A 21,189-nucleotide genomic window follows, 5' to 3' on the forward strand; every position below is an offset into this window, starting at 1 on the left:
AGACGCCGAGAGGAGGCGATTCCAGTGATCAGCATCGACTTCAGCTTCATCAGCACCGTCAAAATGACCGATCGTCCGATCGCCTCCGCCTGCTCGCTCGGCCTCTCCCGCACCGAACTCATCGCCAGTGGTCTGTCCGGCGTCTCCGCCGCCAAGCCCGCCGGTCTCTCGGGTCTGCTGACCCGTGAGCGGCCCGTCATGGTCCGCGATGAGCGACCGACCGAGGCACTGGAAGCAGGAGTAGCAGCGGCAGCAGGCAATGCCTATGCCTTTGCGGCGACCGGTGCCGAAACGAAGCAGCAGACGCATCACCTGATGTGGGCCTTCCGTGGGCTCGAACCCTGGAGTGATCCAGCCTGATCGACGATCAGGCCGGCGCCTTCAGGGCCGCGGAACCCCACCCGGGATCCGCGGCCCTTCTGTTTGTCCCGAACGGGACAGCCGGAGCGAAGGGGCCTCGGGACACGCACCACCCGGTACCAGCCGACAACTGGCCGACCAGGCCGGACCGACCAGACGAGGAACGAAACCCGTGCAACTCGAAGCGCACGCCCCGTCCGTACCGCCTTCCGAATCGATCTCCCCGCCCGTCCCCACGGAGGACTCCACCTTGACCCCGCTGACCGCGCTCACCGCGCTCGACGACGCCATCGAGAACCTCGGCGTACCCGTTCCCTGCCGTGCCTACGACCCGGAGGTCTTCTTCGCCGAGTCCCCGGCCGACGTCGAGTACGCCAAGGCGCTCTGCGGCACCTGCCCGCTGATCGAGGCCTGCCTCGCCGGCGCGAAGGAGCGGCGTGAGCCGTGGGGTGTCTGGGGTGGCGAACTCTTCGTCCAGGGGGTCGTCGTGGCGCGCAAGCGGCCGCGTGGCCGTCCGCGCAAGAACCCGGTCACGGCATGAACGCCGCCGGAACGATCGACCGTCCCTTCACGCACGATCCCCAGAAGCAGGCCCCGATGACCTCTTCCCTGAGCGAGCCGTCCGGCTCCGCCACCCCAGTTGTCTCCACCATGGGCGCGAACGACTCGCGTCAGAACAGGACCCGCGAGATGCAACTCATCCCAGAAGCCCTGGCTCGCGCGCATATGAACGAGCGCCTGCGTGAGGCCGACGCGGAACGCCGGGCCGTGCGCCTGGTCGCCGCGAGGCGCATGCAGCGCCGTGCCGAGCGCGTGTCCATGCGCGCGCGCCGCGCGCTGGCCATGGCCGTCATGCAGTAACACGGCCTCACCAGGCCACAGGCGTCAGTCACCACCACGCACGGCGGGGGCCGGTCCCGAGGGACCGGCCCCCGCCGTGCGTGGTCCTGCGCCGGTACTCCCGACGGGGCTGTCGGGACCCCGCCCCGCGCCGAGCAGACTCGACCCGCCCGCCGGTGACACACACGAGGCCGCTCAGGCCCCCGCGTCCACCACCGCCCCGGCGGCCCCGGTAGCCCCGGTGGCCCCGGCCGTCTTCACCTCGTCGACGGCATCCCTGCTCTCCGCGTCCTCCGCGGTATCCGTTGCGTCGGTGGTCTCCGTGGCTTCCGGCTCCGGCAGGAACCCGGGCAGCCACTCCTCCAACTCGTCCCTGAGCCGTACCGCCGCGTCGAGCTGGCAGAGCACCCCGATCGTGCTCAGTGTGACGCGGTGGATCAGCAGATACGACGGCGGCAGATTGAGCTGCTTGCCCAACTGGTGCGCGGGCGACCGCGGATCGGCGATCCTCGCCGCCTGCGTACGGATCCAGCTCCGGGTGAAGGCGAACTCCTCCACCGCGGCCGGCTCGATGATCGGCAGCAGATACTCCAGTACGGCATCCGGGTCGAGAGCGATGGACTCCTTGACGAACCCTTCCTCACGCAGCCGGTCGTACACCGCCTCGGCGTCGCCCGCCAACGCCAGCCGCAGGGCCTCACCTATGATGTCGGGCAGCCCGCCCGGGAGCCGGTCCACCGTCCCGAAGTCCAGCACCCCCAGCCGGTACGCGCCCTCCCGCTTCCCGCTCGGTGCCTCCCCGCTCTCCACGGGCGGCAGCAGCCGGAAGTTACCTGGGTGCGGGTCCGCGTGCAGCAGCCCTGTGCGCGCCGGCCCCGAGAAGAGGAACCGCGCCAGGAGCTGGCCCGCCCGGTCCTGCTGCTCGGGTGTGCCGTCCGCGATCACCTCCGACAGCGGAACCCCGTCGATCCACTCGCTCACCAGCACCTGCTCGCCCTGGTGCACCACCTCGGGCACGACCACGTCCGGGTCGTCCGCGAACTCCGCCGCATGCGCCCGCTGAGCCTCCGCCTCCAGCGCGTAGTCCAGCTCCTCGGAGACCCGGTCACGCAACTCGGCGATCAGCGGCTTGATGTCCATCCCCGGGATCAGCGGCCCCAGCAGCACCGCGAAGCGGCTGAGCTGCGTCAGATCGGAGAGCAGTGCCTCCCCGGCCCCCGGATACTGCAGCTTCACCGCGACCTGGCGTCCGTCGTGCCACACCGCCCGGTGCACCTGGCCGATCGACGCGGCGGCCGAGGGCTTCTCCTCGAACTCCAGGAACAGGTCACGCCACTCCTCGCCCAGCCGCTCCGCCAGCACCGCGTGCACCGTGCGCGTGGGCATCGGCGGCGCCGCTTCCTGGAGCTTGGTGAGCGCCGCCCGGTAGGGCCCGGCGATCTCCTCGGGCAGCGCCGACTCGAAGACCGACAGAGCCTGCCCGAACTTCATCGCGCCGCCCTTCAGCTCCCCGAGCACCTTGAAGAGCTGGTCCGCCGTGCGCTGTTGGAGCTCCCGGGTGACGATCTCGGCCGACTTGCCGCCGATCCGTTTGCCCAGCCCCCATGTGGCCCGGCCCGCGAAGCCCAGTGGCAGCGTGGCCAGCTTCGCGGTGCGGGTGACCGCCTTCCGGGGAAGATCAGACATGAAGCCCCTCCTAATCCCAGACAGCCGCGCCGCGTACGGCGGTTACCCGGCCATTGTGTCGTGTGGCGCGCCCGTCCCGGCGACGCGCTCCCCTCTTCGCGGTCCGGCCGCCCCGCACGGGCAGTCCTGATGAGGGGTGATCCGGTCCGGACGCCAGTCCAGCAGCGGCAGTGCCGCCTCCCATCGTGCACCCGTACTCGCCGGAAGCTCCCCGTCGAGGAACGAAAGAGCATGAGCCGCCGTCAGCCCGGCCACCGTGGTGGCGAGCGCCAGATCACACGCAGGAACGGCCCGCGCCCCGCGCCCGGAGCGCCACTGGGCCAGCATCCTCGGCCACCCCGCGTCATGATCGGCCCGGACCCGCGCGAGACACCCCGCGCACGCCGTCCCGCCGGGCAGCACCAGCGGCCCCACCAGCCCCGTGGCCTCGATCACCCCGGCGTAGAGGTGCGGCGTGCCCGTGGCCATCCAGGGCTCGGCCGTCACCGGATCGGGCGCGTACGCCGCGAGCCCGTCCCGCGGCGCGACGATCACCAGGGAGAGCGGCGGCTCTCCCGTCGCGGACTCCCGCGACTCCCCGGGTCCCGGTGGCCGGCCGGGTGCGGACCGCCTGACGAGCTGCCGGGCCGCCAGGTCCCTCCGCTCGCCGACCGAGTGGTCCGGCAGCCCGCCGGGCGTCACGTCCCCCGCCGTCGCGCAGCCGCCGTCCAGCACATCGACGCGCCCCACCCCCGAAGCCGCCAGGACCGCGGCGACGGCCGCGCCGACCCGGCCCGCACCTCTGACCTGCACCCGCGCGAGCCGCCGCTCGGCCAGTTTCCGCGCCGCCGCGCCCGGCTCCTGATGCAGGACGGAGAGCGACGCGAGATCGGGCCGCAGCCGCTCGACCTCCCCCGTCCTGCCGCGCAGCGCGTCGGCCGCCGGGCCGCCCGCCCCCGGGTCGTCGAGCACCCCCGCCGCGGTGAGCCGCCGTACCAGCGCCTCGACCAGCCCGTCCGGCAGCCCCATCGCGCGGGCCTCCTCCCGCAGCAGCGGCAGCCCGCGCGTCCCGTCCAGCAGCTCCAGAAAACTGCCCGTGGCCGTGTCGACCGGGCCCATCACCACCGCGTGCGCGGGCGTCACCCCGAACTGCACCGTCTGCCGGTCCCGCCAGGCGCGCCGCAGCGCGGGCTTCATCATCGGATGCATGTCGGCCTCCCCGTTCCCGCTGATCCGTGTTCCGCGTTCGTGATCTCAGCGTGCAGGACGGCGGCCGGCGGTGCCGAAAGTTATCCACAGCCCCGGGTATTAGTCGTTCGAATGGTGCGCTTCTCGCGGGGAAGAAGGGGATCCGGCGCGGCAATCACGGGGATCACGGGGGAACCCTCCAGGAGGCGGGACTTCCGCCACACCGAGCGGGTAACGTCGGGGCGTGCCCGCCGACCCCTCCGTCAGTCGCCCGCTCCGTGGCTCGGGGACGAGCGCTGTCGAGGTCCGCAGAAGCGCCCGCCGCAGCAGAACGGTCTCGGCGTACCGCGAGGGCGACCGCACGATCGTGCTCATCCCCGCCCGGATGTCGGAGGCGGAGGAGCGCCGCTGGGTCTCGGTCATGCTCGACAAGCTCGCCGCCCAGGAGAGCAGACGGGTCCTCGGCGACAGCGCGCTGACCGAGCGGGCCGAGCGGCTCTCCACGCAGTATTTCGGCGGCAGGGCGCGGCCCGCCTCCGTCCGGTGGGTCACCAATCAGAACACCCGCTGGGGCTCCTGCACCCCCGCCGAGGGCAGCATCCGGCTCTCGCACCGGCTCCAGGGCATGCCGGAATACGTCGTCGACTACGTCCTCGTCCACGAACTGGCCCATCTGCTGGTGCCGGGGCACGGCCCGCGCTTCTGGCGGCTGCTGGAGGCGTACCCCCGCACCGAGCGGGCCCGCGGCTATCTCGAAGGCGTGGTCGCGGCGGAACGGCTCCCGCATCTGCCCCTCGCGCGTGCCGGGAGCGGAGAGGACGGCGCGGTCGAAGCGGGCCACGCGGTCGAAGCGGGTGACGGCGAAGCCCGTGCGTGAGCGCCGGCTCCGTCCGGAAGAGCACCTTCCACGCGGGTCGGGTCGCTGACCGCCGCCGGAGGGGCGCCCGTTCACCGTTCCTGTCCCGAGTCTGTACCGGCTTGGCCGATTGTCCGAGGCAGCCGTTAGCCTGGCGCGACGCATTGACATTCCGGATGGGGGACGGTCGTTACGTATGGCACGGGAATTCCAGCGTGGCCACAAGGCCAAGATCAGTGATCTCACGGCGGGGACGGATCTGTACGTAGGGGTGCAGATCGCGGGCCCGGGACTGACCTTCGACATCAGCTGCTTCGGGCTCGACGCCGACGAAAAGCTCTCCGACGACCGGTACTTCATCTTCTTCAACCAGCCGAAGTCCCCCGAGGAATCCGTCCAGTTGCTGGGCCCGCAGGCCGGCGACACGGAATCCTTCCGGGTCACGCTGGACCGTGTCCCGGCCGCCGTCCAGAAACTGTCGTTCACCGCCACGATCGACGGCGCGGGACAGATGTCGCAGGTCGGCCCCGGATACATCCGGATCGTCGCGGGCGGCGAGGAAGTCGTCCGATACGCCTTCACCGGCTCGGAGTTCACCACCGAGCGCGCCGTCATGCTCGGCGACTTCTACCTCAAGGACGTCTGGCGGTTCGCCGCCATCGGCCAGGGGTTCGACGGCGGACTCGACGCGCTCCTGAAGAACTTCGGCGGCGAGGTCGCCGAGGAGGAGCCCGCCGCCCCGCAGCCCCCGGCCGCCGGCGGCCCGGTCCCGGGCTTCGCCCCGCCCGCCGGGCCCGCCGCGCCCGCGCCGTCCTTCGGCGCCCCCGTCGCACCACCGGCCCCGGCCCCGGCACCGCAGCCCGTGCACGCCGCGCAGACCATCGTGGCGCCGATGATCCCGCCGGGCGGCACCGTACCGCCACCGCCCGCGCCGTCCCCGTACGGCCAACCGCCCCCGCAGCCGCAACAGCCCCAGTTCGGCCAGGTGCCCGGCCAGGCCCCGGGACAGTTCGGCCAGGCCCCGGGAGGGTTCCCCGGCACGCAGCCGCCCGCCGCGCCCTCCCCGTACGGCGTGCCCGCCCCTGTCCCCTTCGGCCAGCAGCCGCCCGGCGCGCCCCAGGGCATCCCGCAGGGCGTCCCCGCGGGCGGCGCCGGTCTCGCCGCGGCCCTCCAGCCGTACAAGGAAGCGCCCACCGGCCAGCGCTGGACCTCGCAGAACGGCCAGCTCGTCCGGGTCGACCTCGGTGAGGACGGCAGCCCCGTGCTCGCCCGGCAGGGCAGCATGGTCATGTACCAGGGCAAGGTCGACTTCGGCTACAAGGGCGCCGGTTTCGTCGGCCGGGTCGTCGGCAACGCCACCGGCCAGGAGATGCAGCTCATGCGCTGCACCGGACGCGGCCAGGTCTTCCTCGCGGAGGAGGGCGCGCACCTCCACCCCGTCGAACTCCAGGGCGACGGCATCTGCGTCTCCGCGGAGAACGTCCTCGCCTTCGACGAGAGCCTCCAGTACGAGGTCCGCCGCATCGAGGGCCACGGCATCCCCGGCGGCGCCCTGTTCACCATGCAGTTCCAGGGCACGGGCACCGTCGTCGTGAAGACCCACGGCACCCCGGTGGTGCTGCCCGTCACGCCCACGACCTTCGCCGACAGCAACGCCGTCGTCGCTTGGTCGTCGGCCGCGCAGGTGATCATCTCCAGCCAGGTCAGGCTGCGCCGCAACGCCTACCCCGGCCACAGCGGCGAGACCGTGAACCTCCAGTTCCGGGGAGCGCCCGGCAATTTCATCGTCGTCCAGCCGTACGAGGTCTGAGGGAGCCCGGATCATGAACCAGCAACTCGCGGGCTTCGCCCCGACCCCCGTCGCGGCCCGGATGGAGAATCACGGCCGCTCCATGCTCAAGGTCGCCATGGCCTCGGGACACGACCTCTACGCCCGCACCGGCTCGATGGTCGCCTACGAGGGCTTCGTCCAGTACGAACCGAACCCGCCCGCCGTCCGCCAGATCGCCTCGCAGTGGGTCACCGGCGAGACCACGCCCGTGATGAAGTGCGCGGGTGACGGTCTGCTCTATCTCGCCGACTACGGCGCGGACGTCGTCGTCATCAACCTCGACAACGACGCGCTCTCCGTCAACGGCTCCAACCTGCTCGCCTTCGACGCCCACCTCCAGTGGGGCGTCGAACGCGTCAAGGGGCTGGCCAAGTTCGCCGGCCAGGGCCTGTGGAACGTACAGATCTCCGGAACGGGCTGGGTCGCCCTGACCTCGCGCGGCACCCCGGTCGTCGTCGACTGCGGACGCGGCGAGGACGAGACCTATGTCGACCCCGACGCACTCGTCGCCTGGTCACCCGCGCTCAAGGTGAAGGGCAAGCGCAGCTTCACGATGTCCTCGCTGATCGGGCGGGGCAGCGGAGAGGCCTACCAGATGGCCTTCTCCGGCCAGGGCATCGTCGTCGTACAGCCCAGCGAGGACAGCACCGACCGCCTGCGGGCCCGGGGCTGAGGGGAGCGAGGAACCCATGCAGAGTCCGCTTTTCGCCTACACGGAACAGCAGTCCCAGGACCGCTACGCCGTCCAGAACCCGCAGCTTCTGCGGGTCGCGCTCACCGGCCACGACGATGTCCTCGCCCGCAAGGGCGCGATGGTCGCGTACCAGGGGCTCATCGAGTTCGACGGCGAGTACGAGTCGCACGGCCGGCGCCAGACGCGCGCGGTCACCGGCGAGGGCCTGGACCTGATGCGCTGCTCCGGGCAGGGCACGGTGTATCTGGCCAACCTCGCCCAGTACATCCATGTGGTGGATGTCGACCACGACGGGATGACGGTGGACAGCGCCTATGTGCTGGCGCTCGACTCCACGCTGCACAGCGAGGTCGTCGCCGTGGACAGCGAGTACGGAGTCTCCGGATCCGGCAAGTACCAGCTCAACATCTCCGGGCGGGGCCAGGTCGCCCTGATGACCTCGGGACAACCGCTGATGATGGAGGTCACGCCGGACAAGTACGTCAACGCCGACGCCGACGCGGTCGTCGCCTGGTCCTCCGCCCTGCGGGTGCAGATGCAGGCGCAGACGCACTCCTCGGGCATACGGCGGCGGCGCGGCTCCACCGGCGAGGGCTGGGAGCTCAGCTTCCTGGGTCAGGGGTTCGCGCTCGTCCAGCCCAGTGAGGTAATGCCGCCGCAGCACGCGGAGATCGGCCAGGGCCTGGCCGCGCAGTACGGCGTCGGAGGGAACGGCGCGTACGGGCAGAACCAGGCCAACGACTGGAGCAGGTGACCCGAGGGGGCGGGCCCGGCGGCGGGACCCGCCCCCTCACCGGTTCAGGTCAGGTGCCCAGGAGCGCGCGCGTACGCTCCAGCAGCCGGACGACCGAGCCGTCGGCCACCCCCGCCACCTCGTCGTACGCGAACCAGCGCAGGTCCAGTGATTCCTCGCTGATCGACTCGACGGCCCCCGGCCGGGTCAGCGCCGTGTACTGGACATCGAGATGCCAGTGACAGGGCGCCGGGATCGGGTGCCGGTCGAGCTGTACGGGGCCGCCCGCCAGGGGAGTCAGCTCCAGGATCCCGGACTCCTCCCTGGCCTCCCGCAGCGCCGCGCCCTCCAGCGTCGTGTCGCCGGGCTCGTAGTGGCCGCCCATCTGGAGCCACATGCCGAGCTTCTTGTGCAGGGTCAGCAGGACGCGGCCGCGCTCCGGGTCGACGACCAGCGCGCTCGCCGTCAGGTGCCCGGCCTCGCACGCCTTCCACATCCCGTCCGGACGGGCCGCGAGATGGTCCAGATAGAGGCCGCTCAGCTCGCGCTGCGCGGGGGCGGACCCCTCGGACCCCTCGTACGCCTTCAGGACGAGGACCGCGTTGTCGTGCAGGCTCACTTGTCGGTGTCGTCCTTGTCGTCCTTGTCGTGCTTGTTGCCCGTGCCGCCGTTGCCCGTGCCGCCGTCACCCGCGCCGCCGGTGCCGTCCTTCTGGAGGTTCGGCCCGCTGCCGGCCGCCTCACCGAGCATCTTGTCCAGCTCGGAGAAGTCGAGCTGCTCGTGGTGGACAAAGCCGTCCGGGTCGTCCAGGTCGGAAGCGGTCGGCAGCATGTCCGGGTGCTCCCAGAGCCGGTCGCGCCCGTCGACCCCCCGCGCGTCGGTGAGGGAGGCCCACAGCCGGGAGGCGTCCCGCAGCCTGCGGGGCCGGAGCTGGAGCCCGATGAGCGTCGCGAACGTCTGCTCGGCCGGACCGCCCGAGGCCCGGCGCCGGCGCAGCGTCTCGCGCAGCGCGCCCGCCGCCGTCAGCCGGTCCTTCGCGGCCTCGTGGACCACCGCGTCCACCCAGCCCTCGACCAGCGCCAGCGCCGTTTCGAGCCGGGCGAGCGCGGCCTTCTGCTCCGCCGTGTCCTCCGGCTGGAACATGCCCTGCTGGAGTGCTTCCTGGATCTCCTCGGGGTGGCTGGGGTCGAACTGGCCGACCACGTCCTCCAGCTTGGAGGTGTCCACCTTGATCCCGCGGGCGTACCCTTCGACCGCGCCGAACATGTGCGACCGCAGCCAGGGCACATGGGCGAAGAGCCGCTGGTGAGCGGCCTCGCGCAGCGCCAGATAGAGCCGGATCTCGTCCTTGGGCACGCCGAGGTCCTTGCTGAACGCCTCGATGTTCAGCGGAAGCAGCGCGGCCCGGCCCGCCGGGCCCAGCGGCAGCCCGATGTCCGTCGAGCCGACGACCTCACCGGCCAGCACGCCCACGGCCTGCCCGATCTGCTGGCCGAACATGGCGCCGCCCATGGAGCGCATCATGCCGATCAGCGGACCCGCCACCGACTGCATCTCCTGGGGCAGCACCTCGCCCATGGCCGTGCCCACCCGCTCCGCCACGGGGTCGACGAGCTGCTGCCAGGCGGGCAGCGTCGCCTCGACCCACTCGGCGCGGCTCCACGCCACGGAGGCGTTGGAACCGGAGGGCAGCGAGGTCACGCCGTCCAGCCAGATGTCCGCCAGCCGCACCGCCTCGTCCACCTGCGCGCGCTCCGAGGGGCCGACGCTCGCGTCCTTCGTGCCGTCCGGGGTGCCCTGGGCGACGGTCTGGCGGGCGATCTGCTTGGCCATGTCCCAGTTCACGGGACCGCCCTCGTAGCTCAGCATCTGGCCGAGCTGCTGGAACGCGGCCCCCAGGTCGTTGGGGTTCAGCGAACCGAACATCGCGGCGAACGGATTGTCCGCGCCGCCCGGCCCGCCGCCACCGGGCATCCCGAATCCTGCGAAGGGGTTGCCCTGGCCGCCTTGGCCACCGGAACCCTGACCACCTCCGGCAGGGTCCTTCTTCTTGCCGTCGCCGTCCTCCGGCTCCTCCGGCGGAAGGCCGAATCCGAATGGTGTGTCACTCACGGGGTTCCTCGGCTCGTAGGGCCACCGGCTTCCTGCCGGCGGCGGCTGCCCGACTGCACCTCCCAGCCTAAGCGGCACAGCGGGTGCGGGGGCGGTGCCGCGGGTCGGAACGGGACCGACACCCCGGTGGCTTCCGGGCTCGGTGCTCCGTCGGCCGGTGGCCTGCGGCAGGATGGACGTCTCCTGGTACGTACGCGTCATTCGCGTACGTATTGAAGACAACCGCTGGAGACGCCCGGTGAGTTCCCCAGATCCGCAGGTTCGCGCAGCGCGAAACCGCTCAACCCCGACCTCGTCCCGCGGCCCCGTTGTCGCGGTCACCGGCGCCGCCTCAGGCGTCGGTGACCTGCTCACCCGGCGCCTGGCGGCGTCCGAGGAGATCAAGCAGGTCATCGCCATCGACGAGCGCCGTGGGGAGGTCTCCGAGGCGCAGTGGCACATCCTCGACGTCCGCGACCCGGCCATCGCGGAGAAGCTGCGCGGGGCGGACGTCGTGGTGCACCTCGCGCTCGACCTCGACCTGGAGACCGACGCCGCCGCCCGTACGGCGTACAACGTGCGCGGGACCCAGACCGTGCTGACGGCCGCCGCGGCGGCGGGGGTGCACCGGGTCGTGCTCTGCACCTCCGCCATGGTCTACGGCGCGCTGCCCGACAACGACATCCCGCTCTCCGAGGACGCCGAGCTGCGGGCGACCGCCGAGGCCACGGGCGTCGGCGACCTGCTGGAGATCGAACGCCTGGGCCGCCGCGCGCCCCGCGCGCACCCCGGCCTGAATGTGACGGTCGTACGCCCCGCCGTTCTCGTCGGCGGTACGGACACGGCGCTCACCCGCTACTTTGAGTCGCCCCGGCTGCTCGTCGTCGCCGGATCCCGCCCGACCTGGCAGTTCTGCCATGTCGAGGACCTGGTGAGCGCGCTGGAGTACGCCGCGCTCGAAAAGGCCGACGGGGAGTTCGCGGTCGGCTGCGACGGCTGGCTGGAACAGGAGGAGGTCGAGGAGCTGAGCGGCATCCGCCGCATGGAACTGCCCTCGGCGGTCGCCCTGGGCGCCGCGGCCCGGCTGCACCGGATCGGCCTCACGCCCTCCCCGGCCGGCGATCTCGCGTACACGATGCACCCCTGGGTGGTCAGTGTGAGCCGGCTGCATGACGCGGGGTGGCGGCCCCGCTGGACCAATGAGGAGGTGCTCGCCGCCCTCCTCGAAGAGGTCGAGGGCCGCCACACCGTCGCCGGCCGCCGTCTGGGCCGCAAGGACGCCACCGCGGCGGGTGCGGCGGGGGCGACCGTCGCACTGCTCGGTACGGCCGCGCTGGTACGGCGGGCCCGCAAGGCGCGGCGCCGGATCTGAGCCCACCGCGCAGCCGGCCCGCCCCGGGGGGAACGGCTGTTCCATGGCGCCGCTGCGGTACGGCACGATGGCCCCATGGCGAGTACGCGTTCCCACCCGGGCGAGCAGGCGGCGCAGGACCCCATCCGGCTGCTCGCGATCCGTGAAACCCCCCTGACCGTCGACGAGGTCTTCCGCGCGGTGGGGGACGACGCGGCGGGCGGCACGGCGCTCTTCGTGGGCACCGTGCGCAACCACGACGGCGGCGCGGACGTCGACTCCCTCGGCTACTCCAGCCATCCGTCCGCGGAGGCGGAGCTGCGGCGGGTCGCGGAGAAGATCGTCGCCGGTCACCCGGTGCGCGCGCTGGCCGCCGTCCACCGTGTGGGTGATCTGGAGGTCGGGGATCTGGCGGTCGTCGTCGCGGTCTCCTGCCCGCATCGGGCCGAGGCGTTCGAGGCGTGCAGGAAGCTGATCGACGACCTCAAGCACGAGGTGCCGATCTGGAAACACCAGAAGTTCTCGGACGGTACCGAGGAATGGGTCGGCGCGTAGCGCCTCGTTGAGGGGTGGTGGTCGGGCGACGGGAGGGCGGGTGGGCGCGTAGCGCCCCGTCCCGGGACCCCGCGCACCCGTCCACTCGATTTGCGTAACCGCCTCCCGGCCAGCAGCGTTGGTGCTGCAGATGATTAATCTGCTGATCGGTCAGTTCGCAGACACTCATTCGGTCGGGAGGTCGGTATGGCCGTACTTGCCTGGTTGTTGATCCCGCTGTTCGCTGTCATTGGCGCGGCGATATGGGGAAGCTGGGTCTCCAGGGACCGCACGATAGGGGACATAGCCGAGCTGAACGGCTATGCCCGGTTCCGTGACGCGATGGAGAAGGCGGAGACCAGCTCCGATCCGGTCTGATCCGGCGGCCCGCGGGCCGATCGGTCCGGGGTCACGCCCCCTGTGACCTCGTACGGACCGGCCCCGGGGGTGCACTGACAGAGGCTTCCCGTACTGTCGTTCCATGCCACGCCGCACCGCGACGATGCTCGCTTCCACCCTCGTCCTCATCGCGCTGCTCTGCGCGGGTGTGCTCATCAAGGTCCCGTATTCGGAGATGAGCCCCGGGCCGACGGTGAACACGCTGGGTGAAGCCGGTGGTGAGCCCGTGCTCCAGGTCTCCGGTCGCAAGACATACCCGACGTCGGGCCATCTCAATATGACGACGGTCAGGGTCACCGGCGCGGACTACAACATGAACATCGTCGAGGCGGTCTACGGCTGGCTGGCCCACGACAGCGTCGTGGTGCCGCACGACACCCTGTATCCGGACGGCAAGACGGAAGAGCAGTCCACGCAGGAGAACGCCGAGGAGTTCAGCCAGTCCCAGGAGAGCGCCAAGGTCGCCGCCCTGGCCGAGCTGGGCATCCCGGTCTCCTCGCGCACGATCGTCTCCTCGGTGGTCAAGGACAGCCCCTCCGAGGGCACCCTGCACGCCGGGGACGTGATCAAGGCCGTGGACGGCACGGAGGTCAAGGCCCCCGAAGATGTCGCGAAGCTCGTCACGAAGCACAAGCCGGGCGAGGACGTCGACTTCACCATCGTTCCCGCCAAGGAGGCCGCGGCCGCGGAGAAGTCCGGCAAGGAGCCGACGGCCACCGAGAAGGTCACGATCACCACACGGAAGTCCGACGAGGGCGACCGGGCGATCGTCGGCATCCAGGCGGGGACCGATCACACGTTCCCGTTCACCGTGGACATCAAGCTGGCCGACGTGGGTGGTCCGAGCGCCGGGCTGATGTTCTCCCTCGGCATCGTCGACAAGCTCACGCCCGGCTCGCTGACCGGCGGCAAGTTCGTCGCGGGGACGGGCACGATCGACGACAAGGGTGTGGTCGGCCCGATCGGCGGCATCGAGATGAAGCTCGTCGGCGCGCGGAACGCGGGGGCGCGCTACTTCCTCACGCCCGACGAGAACTGCGCCGCCGCGGCCTCCGACATCCCCGACGGCCTCACTCTGGTCCGGGTGAAGACGATCAAGGACGCGACGGCGTCGATGGAGAAGATCCGCACCGGGGACGCGGCCGGCCTGCCGAGCTGTTCGGCAAGCTGACCGGCCGCGCCCACGGAAGGGCTCCTACGCCTCGAAGGTGGCCGACAGCGCCTCCGCCAGCCCCGGGACCAGCCCGGAGCCCGTGAGGACCTCGTTCGGGGAGTCCTTCTCGCGCAGCCGCAGCGCGGACTCCCGGGCGCCGTCGCGCAGCACCGCCACGGTCATCCGGACCTCCTGGCGCTCCGGGTGGGAGGCGACCCACGCGGCGAGCGCCGTTTCGTCCAGATTGTCCGGTACGGATGCTTCTGCCGACGGCGGCAGCATCAGCCGCTCCACGGTCATCGCGCACCCCACCACCGCGTCGGGCCACGCGATGGTGCCGAGGAACTCGTCCAGCGGGGTGCCCGCCGGGATCTCGTCCTGCTCGACGGGGGTGAGGGGGGCGGCGGGGGCGCCGTCCTCGTCGAGCCCCAACTGGGCGGCGAGAGCGGGTTCGTCGGCGCGCAGCCGTGTGGTGTCGACCAGCGCGAAGAGCCGGGCGGGCTGATCCCAGCCGAGCGTGGAGGCGTACTCGTCGATTTCGAGCACGGCGCGGGTCAGAGGGCCGGCGGCCATGGGCGTACCTGAAGGAGAAACAGTGGACATGGTCAATATCCTGCCTCCTTCGGACCCGGGTGCGGGAACTAGGTAAAGCCTCAGTAAGTTGAACCAGCAGAACCCTACGAATTCACACGACCGCGAACTTTGAGGTGCGCACGTTGGCTTTCCAGATGCCGGACCGCGGCGGAGGCCCGACCGGGCCACGGATCAGAGTGGGCCGGCCCTCCCGTCGGGCCCGGACCCTGCTCATGACTTTGGGCGTGCTGGCCGTGCTGGCCATGCTCTTCGTCATGTTCGCGGGGTTCTGGACCGACTGGCTCTGGTACCGCTCGGTGAAGTATTCATCGGTGTTCACCACCACTCTCTGGACCAAGATCGGTCTTTTCGCGGTCTGCGGGCTGCTGATGGCCTTCGCGGTGGGGCTGAACATCTGGCTGGCGCACCGGCTGCGGCCGCCGCTCAGCGCGATGTCCATGGAGCAGCAGAACCTCGACCGGTACCGGATGGGGATCGCTCCGTACAAGAAGTGGGTGCTCCTCGGGATCACCGCGCTGGTCGGGCTGATCGCCGGAGCCTCCGCCGCCGGTCAGTGGCGTACGTGGCTGATGTGGATCAACGGGGTGCCGTTCGGGCAGAAGGACCCGCAGTTCCAGCTGGACGTGGCGTTCTACGCCTTCGACCTGCCCTGGTACCGCTTCCTGCTGGCGTTCGGCTTCGCGACGACCGTGCTGTCGCTGATCGCCGCCGCGCTCACCCACTACCTGTACGGCGGGCTGCGGATCACCAGCCCCGGCGCGCGGGCGACCGCCGCGGCCACCGGGCATCTCTCGGTGCTGCTCGGCGTCTTCGTCTCGCTGAAGGCCGTCGCGTACTGGCTCGACCGGTACGGCCTGGCGGTGAAGTCCAGCGACTTCAAGGCGACGGGCAACTGGACCGGCCTGAGGTTCACGGACGCGAACGCGTTCCTGCCCGCCAAGACGATCCTCTTCTGCATCGCGGTCATCTGCGCCCTGCTGTTCTTCGCGACGCTCTGGCGCCGTACGTGGCAGCTTCCGGTGATCGGTTTCGGCCTGATGGTGCTCTCGGCGATCCTGATCGGCGGCCTCTACCCGGGGATCGTCCAGAAGTTCCAGGTCGAGCCGAACGAGCAGGCCAAGGAAGCCCCGTACATCAAGAAGAACATCGACGCCACGCGCCAGGCGTACGGCATCGATGCCGCCGATGTGCAGGACTACGGGGGCAAGGGCGACCCGGACAAGAAGGCCGAGCAGCGCCAGGCGGCCGACACGGCGGCCAGCTACCGGCTGGTCGACCCGAATGTGGTCTCGCCCGCGTTCCAGCAGCTTCAGCAGGAGCGTAAGTACTACCAGTTCCCCTCCACGCTCGACGTCGACCGGTACCCCGGTCCCGACGGCAAGCCGCAGGACACGGTGGTCGGTCTGCGCGAGCTGAACATCACCGGTATCCCGAAGCGCAACTGGATCAACGATCACTTCACGTACACCCATGGGTACGGACTGATCGCCTCCAAGGGCACGAACACGGTGACGGACGACAACGAGGGCACGATCGGCGCCCCCGACTTCACCGAGTCGGGCCTGCCGACCAGCGGCGAGCTCCCGAAGTACGAACAGCGCGTCTACTACGGCGAGAAGACCGAGCAGTACTCGATCGTGGGCGGTCCGCAGAAGGAGCTGGACTACGAGAAGAACGGCGAGCAGACCACGAGCTACAAGGGCAAGAGCGGCGTCGACCTCTCCAACCCGCTGAACCGCGCGGCGTACGCCGTTGCCTTCAGCGAGCCCCAGATGCTCTACTCCGGCGCCATCGGCGACGGCTCGCGGATTCTCTACAACCGCACGCCCAAGGAGCGCGTCGAGGCCGTCGCGCCCTGGCTGACCATCGACGGCGACGCGTACCCCGCCGTGGTCGACGGCCGGATCCAGTGGATCGTCGACGCGTACACGACGACGAACGGATACCCGTACGCGTCCCGTACGACGCTCGGCGACACGACCGCCGACTCGCTGACCGACAGCCAGCGCGCGGTCGTCGCGCAGCAGAACCAGGTCAACTACATCCGGAACTCGGTGAAGGCGACCGTCGACGCGTACGACGGTTCGGTCAACCTGTACCAGTGGGACACCAAGGACCCGGTCCTCAAGACCTGGATGAAGGCGTTCCCCGGCACGGTGAAGCCGAAGGGCGACATCGACTCGACGCTGCTGTCGCACCTGCGCTACCCGCAGGACATGTTCAAGGTGCAGCGCGAACTGCTCACCCGCTACCACGTCACGGACCCCGCCCAGTTCTACAGCGGCAGTGACGCGTGGCAGGTGCCGGACGACCCGACCACCAAGGACAGCAACTCGGTCCCGCCGTACTACCTCAGCCTGAAGATGCCCGGCCAGGACGATCAGAAGTTCTCGCTGACCACCACCTTCACGCCCAACGGGCGCCCCAACCTGGGCGCGTTCATGGCGGTGGACGCCGATGCCACCAGCACGGACTACGGCAAGATCAGAGTGCTGAGAGTGACGTCCACGGTCCAGGGTCCGCAGCAGGTGCAGAGCGAGCTGAACGGTGTGCCGGAGGTCGCCGAGTTCGTGCGGAACCTGAGAGGCACCGACTCGGACATCGAGTACGGCAACCTCCTCACGGTGCCGCTCGACGGGGGCTTCCTCTACATCGAGCCGGTGTACGCGCGAGGCGGCAGTGCCAACTACCCGCTGCTGAAGAAGGTGGCCGTCTCCTACGGAGGCAAGCCGGTCTTCAAGGACAGCCTGCCGGAGGCGCTGAACGCGGTCTTCGGGGAGGAGAGCACGTCGCCGCCGTCAACCGAGCCGCCGGGCACCACCACCCCGCCGGCCACCGGTGACCAGGCCCTCCAACAGGCCATCTCGGACGCCCAGAAGGCGTACGACGCGGGCGAGGAGGCGCTCCAGAAGCAGGACTGGACGGCGTACGGCAAGGCGCAGAAGGACCTTCAGGACGCGCTCCAGCGGGCCGCCGACGCGGAGGCCGCGGCGAAGTCGGGATCCGCCGACAAGCCGGGTGACAAGGCCGCCGACAAGGCTGCCGACAAGTCCGGCGACCAGCCGGCCGACAAGGCCGCTGACAAGTCCGGTGACCAGGCCGGGGGAGACTCCGGCAGCGCGGACGGCGGTGGCGATACGAGCTGACCTGGCATCACCTCCACCCCGTGGTACGGTTGGCACACAACGACGCGGGGTGGAGCAGCTCGGTAGCTCGCTGGGCTCATAACCCAGAGGTCGCAGGTTCAAATCCTGTCCCCGCTACGGCGAAGTCAAGGGCCCGGATCCTTCTAGGATCCGGGCCCTTGCCATGTGTCCGTCCCCAACTGGGTTTCAGCTCGGCCCAGTTGGTCTCCAGTGGGTTTGATGTGTCTCTCTGTGGGCATGTCGACAAAACGCTGTAGTGACCTTGTGGGGCGCGGTATACCGGCTGTACGCGGCCGGCGGGTGGTGCGACGATGGAAAATATGGGGGATAGGGCAACTCTGTTGGAGACAGGGCGGTATGTGCAGCCACACGTGAACGACGCGACCGGTGGGACCGGCGCCGCGGACGGGGCCGACACCGAGGCCGAGGAGAGACACCGCCGCGCCGCCGACGCCGGGGACACCGCGTCGATGAGCGTCCTCGGCGCGCTGCTGCTGCGCCGCGGCGATCTCGACGGCGCCGAGCCGTACCTGCGGGCCGCGACCGCCGAGGGCGAGCGCGCCGCCGCCAACAATCTGGGCGTGCTGCTGCACCAGCGCGGCTACGTCGACGAGGCCGCCGGCTGGTGGCGGATCGCCGCCGTCGCCGGCTCCGCCCCGGCGGCCCACGCGCTCGGCCGCCACTACCGCGAGCTCGGCGACGAGCCCGCCGCCGAGTACTGGCTGCGCCAGTCCGCCGAGCAGGGCCACGCGCTGGGCGCCTACGCCCTCGCCGATCTGCTGGAGCACCGCAGCGACGTCGGGGCCGAGCGCTGGCTGCGCGCCGCCGCCGAGCAGGGGCACCGCGAGGCGGCCTACCGGCTCGCCCGCGCGCTGGAGCGCAGAGCACGCGAGACGGCCCGCTCCGGCGCCGACGTGGTCTACCGGACCGGTCCGGTGGCCCCCGGCGCGCGAGGCCGCCGTACGGGCCAGGAGCCGCTGCTCTCCCTGGACCCCGTGACCAGCACCGACCCCCGGCTGCCCGCGTACACCGGGACGCGGGGTTCCGGGGCCTGGGGTTCCGGGGCGTGGGGTCCCGGGACGCCGGGGCCGCACGGTCCCAGGACGGCGGGCCCCGGGACGTCCGGCTTCGCGACCATGAGCTCCGGCCCCGCGGCCTCCCTGATCAGCGAGGCCGCCCAGTGGTACCGGCAGGCCGCCGCGCGCGGCCACCGCCGCGCCGCCCTGCACCTCGGCGCGATCCTGGAGCGGCGCGGCGAGCTGAAGGAGGCCGGCCGCTGGTACCTGAGCGCCGCCAAGGACGGCGAGGCGCGGGCCGCCTGCGCCCTCGGCTTCCTGCTGCGCGACGCCGGGGACGAGGAGAGCGCCGCCGTCTGGTGGCTGCGCGCCGCCCAGGAGGGCGACGGGAACGCCGCCAACGCCCTCGGCGCGCTCCACGCGGCCCGGGGCGAGTCGCAGACCGCCGAGCGCTGGTACCGCGCCGCCATGGACGCGGGCGACGTCAACGGCGCGTACAACCTCGGGCTGCTCTGCGCCTCCCAGGACCGTACGGTCCAGGCCGAGCAGTGGTACCGCCGCGCCGCCTACGCGGGCCACCGCGAGGCCGCCAACGCGCTCGCCGTCCTGCTCCTCCAGGCCGACGACCCGACGGGCGCCGAGCCCTGGTTCTCCAAGGCCGCCGAGGCGGGGAGCGTGGACGCCGCGTTCAACCTCGGCATCCTGTACGCGGGCCGTGACGACGACGGCGCGGCCCTGCGCTGGTACGAGCGCGCCGCGGCCGCCGGGCACACCGAGGCGGCCCTCCAGGTCGGCATCGCCTGCCTGCGCGACGGCGACGACCGCACCGCGGAGCGCCACCTGCGCTGCGCCGCCGGCGGCGGCAGCGCGGAGGCCGCCTTCCGGCTGGCCACCGTCCTCGACTCGCGCGAGCCGCCGCCGGGGCCGCCCGCGCTCGGCGAGCCGTACGGGGTGAAGAGCGAGTGCGAGCAGTGGTACGAGCGCGCCGCCGAGCAGGGCCACCGCCGCGCCCAGGTGCGCGTCGGCATGCTCGCGGCCGGCCGCGGCGACATCAACGAGGCCGCCCGCTGGTACCGGGAGGCCGCGGAGGCCGGCAGCCGCAACGGCGCCTTCAACCTCGGGCTGCTCCTGGCCCGCGAGGGCGGCGAGCGGGAGGCCGCGCTCTGGTGGACCAGGGCAGCCCAGGCCGGACACGGCAGGGCCGCGCTGCGGCTCGCGCTGCTGGCCGCCCGCCGGGGCGAGCTGACCGAGGGGCAGCGCTGGTGCGCCCGCGCCGTCGAGCTGGGCCCGGCCGAGGTCGCGGAGCGCGCGGCCCGGCTGCGCGAGGCACTGCACCAGGAACTGACCGCGTGACCTGCGTGGATGGCCGTCGCGGGGGACGGATACGAATTTGCGCTGCTCGGCACCGTGACGTAATGTTGCATTCAACGGCGCGGGGTGGAGCAGCTCGGTAGCTCGCTGGGCTCATAACCCAGAGGTCGCAGGTTCAAATCCTGTCCCCGCTACTGAAAGTCCTGAGGCCCGGATCTCGATCACGAGATCCGGGCCTCAGGCGTGTAAGCCGAAGCCGCGGACAGCCCTCAGTTCCGGGAACCCCGGCGGGCAGGACCCGTCACGCGGAGGCGCAGCCGGGGCACGTGCCGCGGTACGTCATCTCGACGTCCGAGACCGTGAAGCCGAAGCGCTCGCCCACCGGCAGGTCGGCCAGCGGGTCGCCCGACGGGTGCACGTCCCTGATGGCGCCGCACCGCGCGCACACCAGGTGGTGGTGCGGCCGGTGCGCGTTCGGGTCGTACCGCTTGGCGCGGCGGTCCGTCGAGACCTCGATGACCTCGCCCAGCGTCACCATCTCGCCCAGCGTGTTGTAGACGGTCGCGCGGGAGATCTCCGGGAGTCTCGCCACGGCCCGTTCGTGCACCTCGTCGGCGGTCAGGTGGACATGGTCCCCGTCGAGGACCTCGGCCACGACGCGCCGCTGCGCCGTCATGCGCCAGCCGCGGTCGCGAAGTCGTTCCAGCAGGTCACTCATGAAAACCAGCCTAACAGTGACGAACACCAGGTCACGAATGAGTGTGACTTTGGATGCTCACCTGAATTGGACGAAGTCCAGTTCGCGCGGCTGTAGGCGGTAGGCCGCAGGCTGAAGACGGAAGGGGTCGGCCCTCCTCCGGGGGCCGGCCCCTTCCGCCGCCCTCGGGGGCGTACGGGGGAGGCGCCCTCCCTGGGCTCAGCCGGCCAGGACGGCGGTCTCGTGCCGGGACGGGGCCCAGCAGCGGATGATGTCGCGTACGGAGACGATGCCGACGGGCTCGCGCTCGTCGAGCACGATCAGATGCCGGAAGCCGCCGGTCGACATGGCCGCCGCGGCCTCCTCCAGCGTCCATGCCGGTGCGGCGAAGACGACGGCGGTCGTGGTGTGGGAACAGGCGGTCTCGACATCCGGGCTCTGGCCCGCGCCGAGCGAGTTGAGGATGTCACGTTCGGTGAGGATGCCGATGCCGCAGTGATCGGTGTCGAGGACGACGGCGGCGCCGACGTGCCGGGCCGACATCAGCCGGGCGGCCTGGCGGAGCGTATGCGTGGGGCCGATGGTCAGAACCACCGAACTCATGGCGTCACGGACAAGCATGGGGTGGAGCCACCTCCTTGGTGAGCCGGCTTCCGGGGTCCCGCGGGGAGCGGAGGGACCTGGAGAAACGATTCACAAGTTCACAAGTGGGGGGACTCTCAGAGTGACA

The 21,189-nt window shown here is 71.3% G+C and carries 20 protein-coding genes and 2 tRNA genes; 15 read left to right on the forward strand and 7 right to left on the reverse strand.

Translation table 11 applies throughout. The features are described 5' to 3' along the window. Positions 1-24 precede the first annotated feature (24 nt). From ACFTZC_RS33950 to ACFTZC_RS33960, 3 genes are all read left to right on the forward strand, one after another. Positions 25-360: a hypothetical protein gene (locus ACFTZC_RS33950; RefSeq protein WP_382896331.1), complete on the forward strand. Its 336-nt coding sequence runs from the start codon at positions 25-27 to the stop codon at positions 358-360. 172 nt (positions 361-532) lie between these two features. After that, positions 533-901: a WhiB family transcriptional regulator gene (locus tag ACFTZC_RS33955; protein ID WP_365812136.1), complete on the forward strand. Its 369-nt coding sequence runs from the start codon at positions 533-535 to the stop codon at positions 899-901. Then, positions 898-1,221 carry a hypothetical protein gene (locus tag ACFTZC_RS33960; RefSeq protein WP_382896334.1) on the forward strand — a complete coding sequence of 108 codons (324 nt, stop codon included), beginning with the start codon at positions 898-900 and terminating at the stop codon, positions 1,219-1,221. The genes ACFTZC_RS33955 and ACFTZC_RS33960 overlap by 4 nt, the downstream gene beginning before the upstream one ends. Positions 1,222-1,395: 174 nt before the next feature. On the opposite strand, the gene ACFTZC_RS33965 is transcribed toward ACFTZC_RS33960, so the two are convergent. Continuing rightward, a complete protein-coding gene (locus ACFTZC_RS33965) occupies positions 1,396-2,886 on the reverse strand; it encodes an ABC1 kinase family protein (protein ID WP_382896337.1) in 1,491 nt (496 codons plus the stop codon). Between the two features lie 42 nt (positions 2,887-2,928). Further along, positions 2,929-4,074 (reverse strand): ThiF family adenylyltransferase, encoded by a 1,146-nt coding sequence (locus ACFTZC_RS33970; protein ID WP_382896340.1) that lies wholly within the window; start codon positions 4,072-4,074, stop codon positions 2,929-2,931. Positions 4,075-4,297: 223 nt separating this feature from the next. Between ACFTZC_RS33970 and ACFTZC_RS33975 the strand changes: the two genes are divergently transcribed. From ACFTZC_RS33975 to ACFTZC_RS33990, 4 genes are all read left to right on the forward strand, one after another. Then, the gene (locus tag ACFTZC_RS33975; protein ID WP_382896344.1) at positions 4,298-4,930 is read left to right on the forward strand and encodes a M48 family metallopeptidase; all 633 of its coding nucleotides are present in this window, start codon (positions 4,298-4,300) and stop codon (positions 4,928-4,930) included. Positions 4,931-5,105: 175 nt separating this feature from the next. Beyond that, positions 5,106-6,719, forward strand: coding sequence for a TerD family protein (locus ACFTZC_RS33980; RefSeq protein WP_382896347.1), 1,614 nt, complete (start codon positions 5,106-5,108; stop codon positions 6,717-6,719). Positions 6,720-6,732: 13 nt separating this feature from the next. Beyond that, complete coding sequence (locus tag ACFTZC_RS33985; RefSeq protein WP_382896350.1) at positions 6,733-7,413, forward strand: AIM24 family protein; 681 nt, start codon at positions 6,733-6,735, stop codon at positions 7,411-7,413. A 16-nt stretch (positions 7,414-7,429) separates the two neighbouring features. Further along, positions 7,430-8,188, forward strand: a complete 759-nt coding sequence (locus tag ACFTZC_RS33990) for an AIM24 family protein (RefSeq protein WP_382896352.1) — start codon at positions 7,430-7,432, stop codon at positions 8,186-8,188. Positions 8,189-8,237: 49 nt separating this feature from the next. On the opposite strand, the gene ACFTZC_RS33995 is transcribed toward ACFTZC_RS33990, so the two are convergent. Together ACFTZC_RS33995 and ACFTZC_RS34000 are read right to left on the reverse strand one after the other, a co-directional pair. Then, on the reverse strand, positions 8,238-8,786 hold the full coding sequence (locus ACFTZC_RS33995; protein WP_382896355.1) for an NUDIX hydrolase: 549 nt from the start codon (positions 8,784-8,786) through the stop codon (positions 8,238-8,240). Next, complete coding sequence (locus tag ACFTZC_RS34000; protein WP_382896359.1) at positions 8,783-10,279, reverse strand: zinc-dependent metalloprotease; 1,497 nt, start codon at positions 10,277-10,279, stop codon at positions 8,783-8,785. The genes ACFTZC_RS33995 and ACFTZC_RS34000 overlap by 4 nt, the downstream gene beginning before the upstream one ends. A gap of 238 nt (positions 10,280-10,517) precedes the next feature. On the opposite strand from ACFTZC_RS34000, the gene ACFTZC_RS34005 reads away from it, so the two are divergent. The 4 genes from ACFTZC_RS34005 to ACFTZC_RS34020 all read left to right on the forward strand — a co-directional run bounded on the left by ACFTZC_RS34005 (position 10,518) and on the right by ACFTZC_RS34020 (position 13,713). Next, entirely contained in the window at positions 10,518-11,630 is a 1,113-nt protein-coding gene (locus tag ACFTZC_RS34005) for an SDR family oxidoreductase (protein WP_365812154.1), read from the forward strand. 75 nt (positions 11,631-11,705) lie between these two features. Beyond that, positions 11,706-12,164 (forward strand): molybdenum cofactor biosynthesis protein MoaE, encoded by a 459-nt coding sequence (locus ACFTZC_RS34010; protein ID WP_382896363.1) that lies wholly within the window; start codon positions 11,706-11,708, stop codon positions 12,162-12,164. Positions 12,165-12,350: 186 nt separating this feature from the next. Further along, positions 12,351-12,521, forward strand: a complete 171-nt coding sequence (locus ACFTZC_RS34015) for a hypothetical protein (RefSeq protein WP_365812158.1) — start codon at positions 12,351-12,353, stop codon at positions 12,519-12,521. Between the two features lie 103 nt (positions 12,522-12,624). After that, positions 12,625-13,713, forward strand: a complete 1,089-nt coding sequence (locus tag ACFTZC_RS34020) for a PDZ domain-containing protein (protein WP_382896365.1) — start codon at positions 12,625-12,627, stop codon at positions 13,711-13,713. A gap of 24 nt (positions 13,714-13,737) precedes the next feature. Here the strand turns inward: ACFTZC_RS34020 and ACFTZC_RS34025 are convergent, their stop codons facing one another. Then, positions 13,738-14,298 (reverse strand): PPA1309 family protein, encoded by a 561-nt coding sequence (locus ACFTZC_RS34025; protein WP_382896367.1) that lies wholly within the window; start codon positions 14,296-14,298, stop codon positions 13,738-13,740. Positions 14,299-14,423: 125 nt separating this feature from the next. Between ACFTZC_RS34025 and ACFTZC_RS34030 the strand changes: the two genes are divergently transcribed. From ACFTZC_RS34030 to ACFTZC_RS34045, 4 genes are all read left to right on the forward strand, one after another. After that, positions 14,424-17,435, forward strand: coding sequence for a UPF0182 family protein (locus ACFTZC_RS34030; protein ID WP_382896476.1), 3,012 nt, complete (start codon positions 14,424-14,426; stop codon positions 17,433-17,435). Between the two features lie 43 nt (positions 17,436-17,478). After that, a tRNA-Met gene (locus tag ACFTZC_RS34035) sits at positions 17,479-17,552 on the forward strand. 194 nt (positions 17,553-17,746) lie between these two features. Further along, the gene (locus ACFTZC_RS34040) at positions 17,747-19,804 is read left to right on the forward strand and encodes a tetratricopeptide repeat protein (RefSeq protein ID WP_382896369.1); all 2,058 of its coding nucleotides are present in this window, start codon (positions 17,747-17,749) and stop codon (positions 19,802-19,804) included. Positions 19,805-19,882: 78 nt separating this feature from the next. Then, positions 19,883-19,956: transfer RNA gene (locus ACFTZC_RS34045), tRNA-Met, on the forward strand. A gap of 107 nt (positions 19,957-20,063) precedes the next feature. Here ACFTZC_RS34045 and ACFTZC_RS34050 read toward each other — a convergent pair. Together ACFTZC_RS34050 and ACFTZC_RS34055 are read right to left on the reverse strand one after the other, a co-directional pair. Then, a complete protein-coding gene (locus ACFTZC_RS34050) occupies positions 20,064-20,480 on the reverse strand; it encodes a Fur family transcriptional regulator (protein ID WP_382896372.1) in 417 nt (138 codons plus the stop codon). 198 nt (positions 20,481-20,678) lie between these two features. Beyond that, complete coding sequence (locus tag ACFTZC_RS34055; protein WP_382896375.1) at positions 20,679-21,080, reverse strand: cyclic nucleotide-binding/CBS domain-containing protein; 402 nt, start codon at positions 21,078-21,080, stop codon at positions 20,679-20,681. Between the last annotated feature and the right edge of the window lie 109 nt (positions 21,081-21,189).

The organism is Streptomyces sp. NPDC056987 (genome assembly GCF_042673865.1).
In the GTDB taxonomy this organism is placed as follows: domain Bacteria; phylum Actinomycetota; class Actinomycetes; order Streptomycetales; family Streptomycetaceae; genus Streptomyces.